Origin of the sequence: Tahibacter harae (assembly GCF_024437735.1) — a bacterium.
In the GTDB taxonomy this organism is placed as follows: domain Bacteria; phylum Pseudomonadota; class Gammaproteobacteria; order Xanthomonadales; family Rhodanobacteraceae; genus Tahibacter; species Tahibacter harae.
In genome coordinates this window covers 1-8319 of sequence record NZ_JANFQO010000049.1, presented here as the reverse complement: position 1 = coordinate 8319, position 8319 = coordinate 1, and the positions used below count along the sequence as shown (strand labels likewise).

1 protein-coding gene is annotated in these 8319 nt (G+C 70.1%); it reads right to left on the bottom strand.

The genetic code is table 11. The annotated features are described in order from the left end of the window. The coding region (locus NM961_RS23580; protein ID WP_305119335.1) for an SDR family NAD(P)-dependent oxidoreductase at nt 1-8319 on the bottom strand (8319 nt) is incomplete at both ends.

Here is an 8319-nt window from a genome sequence, read left to right as displayed (position 1 = left end):
CCGGCCTGGTGGACCGCGACCAGGCCCGAGGAACAGGCCGTGTTGATCGCCATGGCCGGGCCGTTCAGATCCAGCACATAGGCCAGCCGGGCCGCGAGAATGGCTTCGTGATTGCCGGTCAGCGTGCCTTCGGCGCCGACCAGGTGCTGGTAGTCGCCCTGCTCCACGCCGACGAACATGCCCACGGTCTGCGCCGCAAGCTGCGCCGGGCCGTAGCCGGCGTCTTCCAGCGCCTTGTATGCCTCCTGCAGCAGCAGGCGCTGGCGCGGATCCATGCGTTCGGCTTCGTGCGGCGAGATCTCGAAGAACAGCGGATCGAACTCGTCCACGCCCGGTACCGCGCCCATCCAGCGGCTCGCGCCGGAATCGTCCGGCACGGCCTGCCAGTCCCAGCGCTCGGCCGGGATGGTCGCGATGGCCGAGCGGCCTTCGCGCAGCAGGGTCCAGAACTCGGCCACCGTGCGCGCCTGCGGGAAGCGGCCGCTGAGGCCAATGATGGCGATAGGCTCGGCCGCACTGGCACTGGCCGCTTTGGAACCGGCAGGCAGACGCCGCACCGCCTGGGCCGCCTGGGCCGCACGCGGCGCGGCGGCCGGACGCACGGCGCTGTCGGCCGGGCCATAGAACGCTTCCATCGCCGCGCCATGCTCGGTCAGCAGCCACTGCGCCAGCTTGGCCGCGGTCGGATGGCTGAAGAACACGGCCGGCGTGACCGGCAGGCCGTAGTGACGGCCCAGGCGTTCGGCCAGGTCCTGCAGGCGGATCGAATCGAAGCCGATATCGCCGAGGTTGTCGTCCGCCTCCAGCCGCGACGGCGGCAGCAGCAGCGCATCGCCGATCAGCTGGGCCAGGTCGGCTGCGACGCACTGGGCAATGCTCAGGCCCTTGAGTGCGGCGCGGCGGGTGACGCCCGTGTTTCCGGCGGATGCGACCGTTTCGTCGGCGGAGTCGCCAAACGAAGCATTGACCGCAAACGCCTCGTTGTCAGCAAATGCGGCAATATTGATTTCGCCGCCCTGCAGCCAGTACGTCTCTCTCGCAAACGGATACGTCGGCAGCGCGACGCGCCGCGGCGGCTGCGCGCCGTAGGCCTGGGCCCAGTCCAGCGCGTAGCCCTGGCAATACAGCTCCGCCAGCCCCTGCAGCGCCTGCTGGCAGGCGGCCGCATCGCTCAGCGTGGGCAGACGGCCCAGCAGTTCCTCGCCGAACAGGCGCATCGCCGCCTGGCCGCTGAAGTCCCGCGCGACCTTGCCGCGCAGCACGTTCGGACCGGCGTCGCCGGCCAGCCAGGCCTGCAGCAGCGCTGTCGCCTGCGCCGCATCGCGTACCACGACCGCGACGCGGTGCGCATGATGCTGGCGCGCGCACCACAGGGTGTAACTGATCGCCCACAGCGTGGCGTTGTCCACCGCCTGGCCGCGCAGCTGTGCGAGCAGGTCTTCCACGCGGCGGCGCAGCGCCTCTTCGCTGCGCGCCGACAGGCACAGCGCCAGGCACGGTGCCGCCGGCACCGCCGCCGGTGCAACCTCGTCCCAGCTCTGCACGATCATGTGCGCATTCGTGCCGCTGATGCCGAAGCTGCTCAGCGCGCCGAAGCGCGGCTGTTCGCGGCGCGGCCAGGCGCGGTTGGCGGTGTTGACATAGAACGGACTGCGCGCCCAGTCGATGTAGTCGCTGGGCTGAGTGCAGTGCAGGCTGGCCGGGATCGTCTCGTGGCGCAATGCCAGCACCAGGCTGACCAGGCTGACCAGGCCCGAGGCCGCGAAGGTGTGGCCCAGGTTGCTCTTGGTCGAGGTCAGCGCACAGTACGGCGCCTCGCGCACCGGGAACACCTCGCTCAGCGCATTGATCTCCACCGGATCGCCGAGCCGCGTGCCGGTGCCGTGGCTGACGATGTACTCGATCGCCGTCGCCGGCAGCTGCGCCTGGGCCAGCACGGCCTGGATCAGCTCCGCCTGCGCGCCGCCGTTGGGTGCGGTGATGCCGTTGGTCTTGCCGTCGTAGTTGATCCCGCTGGCGCGCACCAGCGCGTGGATCACGTCGCCGTCGCGCTGCGCCTGGCTCAGGCGCTTGAACACCAGCGCCACGATCGCCTCGCCCGGCACCATGCCGTCGGCCGCGCGGTCGAACGCGCGGCAGCGGCCGGTCGGCGACAGCATGCCGGCCTGGCTCATCGCGATATAGCTGCCCGGGCTCAGCACCAGGCTCACGCCGGCGACAATGGCCGCCTCGCACTCGCCCGCGCGCAGGCTCAACACCGCCTGATGCGCCGCGACCAGACCCGAGGAACAGGCCGTATTGATCGCCATGGCCGGGCCGCGCAGGTTCAGCGCATACGACAGCCGCGCCGCCAGGATCGCGTCGTTGCTGCCGATCAGCGAACCGCCGTCGCCGGCGAGCTGGGCGTAGTCGCCCTGCTCCACCCCGACGAACACGCCGATGCGCTGGCGCTGCAATTGCGCATCGCCGTAGCCGGCATCTTCCAGCGCCTTGTACGCCTCCTGCAGCAGCAGGCGCTGGCGCGGGTCCATCGTTACCGCTTCGCGCGGCGAGATCTCGAAGAAGGCCGGATCGAACTCCGCCACGCCGGGCAGCGCGCCCAGCCAGTGGCTGCTCAGGACCGCGGCGTAGTCCTGCCAGGCAAAGCGTTCGGCCGGAATCTCCGTCACCGCATCGCGGCCCTGGGCCAGGATCTGCCACAGCTCATCGACCGAGCGCGCCTGCGGGAAGCGGCCGCTCAGGCCGGTGATGGCGATGGCTTCGTTGGGCTGTGCCGCGGTAGCGTTGGTGGATGTGGGCGCTGCAACGGCGGAGGGAGCTGCGCCGCCGTGGGCCGGCGGACGCGGCGCGGAAGCCGCGGCATTTGCCGCCGGAATTGCATTTGAAGAATTCGCCGCATTTGACGCACTGGCAGCACTTGCGCCTGCCGAGGCCGTGTCGCCGCCGTAGAACCCCTTCAGCGTCTCGGCATACGACGCGGCAAAGAAGCTGCCGAGCCTGCCCAGCGTGCCGTACTTGAAGAACAGCGACGGCGTCACCGGCAGGCCGAAATGCGCGTTCAGGCGTTCGGCGAATTCCGCCAGGCTCAGCGAATCGAAGCCGAAGTCGGCCAGGTTCTCCTGCGGCGACAGGCGCGCGCGCGGCAGCTGCAGCAGCTTCGCGGCAATCTCGCTCAGGTCCCAGACCACGCACTGCGCCAGATCCAGACCGGCCAGCTCGCCGCGACGCGCTGCCAGCGGCGCCGCACTGGCGGCGACGGCGCGCTGCGGTGCCGCCGTCGTACCGGCAGGTGATGCCGTTGCAGCAATGCCCGCCGGCGACGCCGTTGCAGCAGCGGCAGGCGCCAGGCCGAGATAGCGCTCGATCCGCGCCCGCTCGCCCGCCATCACCAGCACATGCGAGGCCGTCGTACCCAGCAGCCGCTCCAGCAGCGCCACCCCTTCGTCGGCTTCCAGCGCGCGCTGGCCGCTGGTCTTCAGATACAGATGCGTCGTGTCGTCGGCCTGCAGGTTCATGCCGCCGTCGCGCCACAACGGCCACAGGATGGCCAGCCGGCGCGGGCCGCCCGCGCCTTCGGCACGCCGCTGCTGCGCCTGCACCGCATGGGCCAGCTCGAAGCGGTTGCCGACGGCGTAATCCACTGAACCGAAATCGCCGAGCACCGCAGACGACGACGAGAAGTAGCAGATGAAATCCAGCGCATCGTCGGCCAGCGCCGCATCCAGCGCGAGCGTGCCGCCGATCTTGGGGGCGAGCACTGCATCGAATTCGTCGACGCGCTTGGTCAGGATATGTTTTGCACCGTCGACACCGGCCGCATGCAGCACGCCGTGCAGCGCGCCGAAGCGCGCGCGCGCCTGCGCCAGCGCGGCCTGCAGTGCCGCGGCATCGGCCACGTCGCAGGACAGGTACAACGCCTGGCCGCCCGCCGCTTCGAGGGCGCTCAGCTGCGCCTGGCGCTTCGCATCCGGCGCCGAACGCCCGATCAGCACCAGATTGGCCGCGTAGGTGCGCACCAGATGCTGTGCAAACACCCAGCCGATGCCGCCCAGACCGCCGGTGATCACATAGGTGCCGCCCTGGCGCAGCGCGCCGGATGTCGCGGTCTCCGCATAGGCGTGCACGCGCAGCGTCTCGCGGCCTTGCGCGGTGTAGCGCACGCTTTGCGCTTCCGCTGCATGCTGTTCCTGCCACAGGCGCTGCGTCCACTGCGCCAGGTCCGCGCGTTCGGCTGCCGCACCGATCACCGCAACCGCCTGGGTCTGTGCCAGCACCATCTTCAGGCTGCGGCCGGCGGCGATCCAGCTCTCCGCGTAGCTCTGCTCGACCGCATCGCGGCAGTCCGCTGCAAGCAGCAGGCGCGCGACCGGCAGCTGCACCAGCGCCAGCGCCTGGATCAGCAGCACCAGCGGCGTGTAGTCGCGCACCAGCTCCGGCTGCTCCAGCGGCCACAGATACCAGGCGCCGTCGAAGCGGCCGTACTGATCGTTCAGCGCCTGCAGCGCGGTCGAATAGGCCGCATGCGTATCGGCGGCGACACCGCCGGCGCCGCGGGCCAGGAATACCACCTCCACGGCCGGCGACTGCACGGCCAGCGCCGCCCGCAGCGCGGCCTGTTGCTGCGGATCCGACAGCAGCACCAACAGCTTGCCCGCGGCAGGCGCCGCCGCCGGCAAGGCGGCCGCCTGCCAGCGCTCCTCGAACAGCAAGGGCGCATCAGGCTGCGCTGCGCTGGCCTCGGCGGCCGCGGCAGCGGGCAGCGGCTCGGCAATCCCGACCGCCTCGGCCGCGGCTTCGGACTGCACGGCGGACGAGGCACCGCGCAGCGGCACCCAATACGACTCGCGCGCGAAGGGATAGGTCGGCAGCGACAGGCGGCTGCAGTCGTTCTGCGCGAACAGCGGCGCAAAATCGACACGCGGGTCCTGCACGAATTCGACCGCTGCCTGCTGCAGCCGCTGGCGATACGACTCGGGCGCCAGCGTCAGGCTGCCGCGCAGGTCGATCAGATCCTCGCGGCGCCAGACCTGGGTCTCGTGTTCCGGATTGGACAAGTGGATGCCGGCGCTGTCGCCGCGCTGCAGCCAGCCGGCCAGCAGCTGGCGCAGTTGCGCCGTGTCGCTGACCACGCAGGCCAGGCGGTAGGCGAAATGGCGCCGGCCCAGCAGCAGGGTGTAGCTGATATCGCCGGCGTCGGCACTGTTGCTGCCCAGCCAGTCGGCCAGCTGCTGCGCCTGCTGGCGCAGCTGGTCCGGCGTGCGCGCCGACAGCGCCATCAGGTAGGCCGGGCGCGGCTGCGCCTGGCGCTGCCGCGGCGGCGCCTGGTCGATGACCAGGTGCGCATTGGTGCCGCTGAAACCGAACGAACTGATAACCGCGCGCCGCGGCTGGCCGGCCGGCACGGTCCATTCACGCAATGTGGTATTGACGAAAAATGGACTGTTGGCAAAGTCGATGTGGCTGTTGCCCTGCTCGAAGTTCAGCGACGGCGGCATCTGCTTGTGACGCAGCGCCAGCAGCACCTTGAGCAGGCTGGCCACGCCGGCCGCGGCGGCAGCATGGCCGACATTGGTCTTGATCGAACCGATGGCGCAGTAGCCGGTGCGGGCCGTGCTGCGGCGGAAGGCGTTGGTCAGTGCGCGGAACTCGATCGGATCGCCGAGCTTGGTGCCGGTGCCGTGGGCTTCGACCAGCTGTATCGTGTCCGGATCTATGCCGAAATCATCGTAGACCTGGCGCTCCAGCCGTTCCTGCGACAGCGCGCTGGGCGCGGTGATGCCGTTGGTGGTGCCGTCCTGGTTGATACCCGCGGCGCGGATCACGCCGTGGATATGGTCGCCGTCGGCCACGGCGTCGGCCAGGCGCTTGAGCACCACGGCACCGACGCCCTCGCCGGTGACGAAGCCGTCGGCGCGGTCGTCGAAGGTGTAGCAGCGGCCGGTCGGCGACAGCATGCCGGCGCGCGTGGACGCGACGAAGAAGGTCGGCGTGCACTGGATGAACACGCCGCCGGCCAATGCCATGCGGATCTCGCCGGTCCACAGGCCCTGGCAGGCCAGGTGGATCGCGACCAGCGAACTGGAACAGGCCGTATCGACCGTGACCGCCGGCCCCTGCAGATTGAGGTAATACGACACGCGCGCCGGAATCACCGAGCCTGCATTGCCCCAGAATGCCTGCGCGGGCGCGGTATCGAACAGCTCGTCGTAATCGCCGCCGCCGGAGCCGACGTAGACGCCGCAGCTCTGCGCTTCCAGCCCGGCGCCGGCATGGCCGGCATCTTCCAGCGCGGTCCAGGCTTCCTGCAGGAACAGGCGCTGCTGCGGGTCCATGTAGCGCGCTTCGGCGCCGGAGATGCTGAAGAACAGCGGATCGAACTGGTCGATGTCGGCGAGGAAGCCGCCGCGGTGCTGGCCGCCGGACTGCTGCAGGCCCGGCCAGCGCGTAGCCGGACCGAGCAGGTCGCGGCCGGCGGCGAGATGACTCCACAATTCATCCACATTGCGTGATTGTGGATAACGCCCGCTCATGCCGATCACGGCGATCGGCGCACGGCTGGCAGCCGGTGTTGCAACTGCCGGCGACGCCACTTCGGCAACAGGTACGGCAGCGGCCTGCGGCGGCGCGATCGCCGCCGGCGCGGCGAAGCGGCCGGGTGCGGCCGGCGCGGCGGCAAACCGGTTTGCCGGCGCCGCGGCCACGGCCGCCGGCGCGCCGGCCTGCAGCGTGCGGGCGACTGCGTCGGCATAGACCTCGGCGATATGCGCAGCGAGCCGGTTGACGCTGGGATAGTCGAACAGGCTGGTGGTAGTCAGCTCTATGCCCAGGTTCTGGTTGATCTCGGCCGCGGTGCGTACGCCCAGGATGGAATCCAGGCCGTAGTCGGCAAACGATTCGTCGCCGTCGATCGCGGCCGGGTCCACCCGCAGCGAGCTGGCCAGGCAGGCCACGACCTGGGCGTGGACATGGGCGGAAATCTGTTGCGGCGACGCTGCCGCGGGCGGGCTGACCGCAGCCTGCGGCGGCGGCGCGACGTCCGTGGCGGCCTGCTGCAATTTTTTCCGAATGGCATTTCCGTACGTTTCCGCGATATGCGCGGAAAGCCGGCTGACGCTGGGATAGTCGAACAGGCTGGTCGTAGTCAGCTCTATGCCGAGCGCCTGGTTGATCTCGCCGGCCGTGCGCACGCCGAGGATGGAATCCAGGCCGTAGTCGGCGAAGGACTCGTCCGGATCTATTGCCTGGGTGTCCACGCGCAGCGAACTGGCCAGGCAGGCCAGTACCTGGGCGTGCACATGGGCCTGCAGATCCTGTTCGCTGACGCGGGCCGCCACCGCGCCGCTGACCGCAGATACCGCTGCCGCGGAAGCAGCCGGCTTCGCTGCGGCAGGCTTTTTCGGCTGCGCTGCCGCCCTCTGCCGCACCACTCCGTCACTCTGCGCAACGATGATGGTCTGGCCGAGCCCGTGCGCTTCCTCCGCCGGGAAACCCACACCGTGGAAGCCCTCCTGCTGCAGCACGCGCTGCCAGGTTGCCGGCCATACCGCCGGAGAACCCGGGATGCGGATCGCCTCGTCCTCGAACAGCCACCAGCCCTTGGTCAGGCCGAAGGTCAGGTGGGTGAACAGGCCGCCGCCCGTGCTCATCTCGTTGAGCAGCAGCACGCCCTGGCTGCTGAGTGCCGCCTTGGCATTGCGCAGCGTGCGGCGGATATCCCGCGTCGCGTGCAGCACGTTGGTCGCCACGACGATGTCGTAGCTGCCGCGCGGAATGCCCTGCGGCTCCGGGTCGTTTTCCACGTTGAAGATCTTGCCGACCAGGTACGGCGCCACTGCGGCGTAGCTGTCCTGCGCATGCAGCAGGAACGCCCGCGACAGGTCGGTATAGCAATATTCCGCGATCAGGCTTTCCTGCCCGCGCAGCCGCGCGAAGATCGCCGCGCTGGTCGCGCCCGTGCCGGCGCCGATTTCCAGGATGCGCAGCGCCGGCTGCCCGCCCAGCGCCTGGCGCTGTTCGGCCAGGCAGGCCACCGCTTCGGCCACGGTCGCGTTGAAGTGGTCGACCCCTGAGCTGCCCTGGTAGACCTCGCCCACCTCGCTCATCTGCGTGCTGCGGAACAGGATGTCCGTCACCGGCCGCTCGCCGCGCAGGATCGCCGGCAGCGCCTTCAGCGTCGCATCCACCAGGCTCACCTGGCCGCGCAGGTTCGGCTGCGCCAGCCAGCCGTGCTTCGCCGCTTCCCAGTCCAGCCAGGCATCGGCTTCCACCCGCTGCACCACGCGGTAGCCCTCGCCCTCGCGCACCAGGTAACCCTGCAGC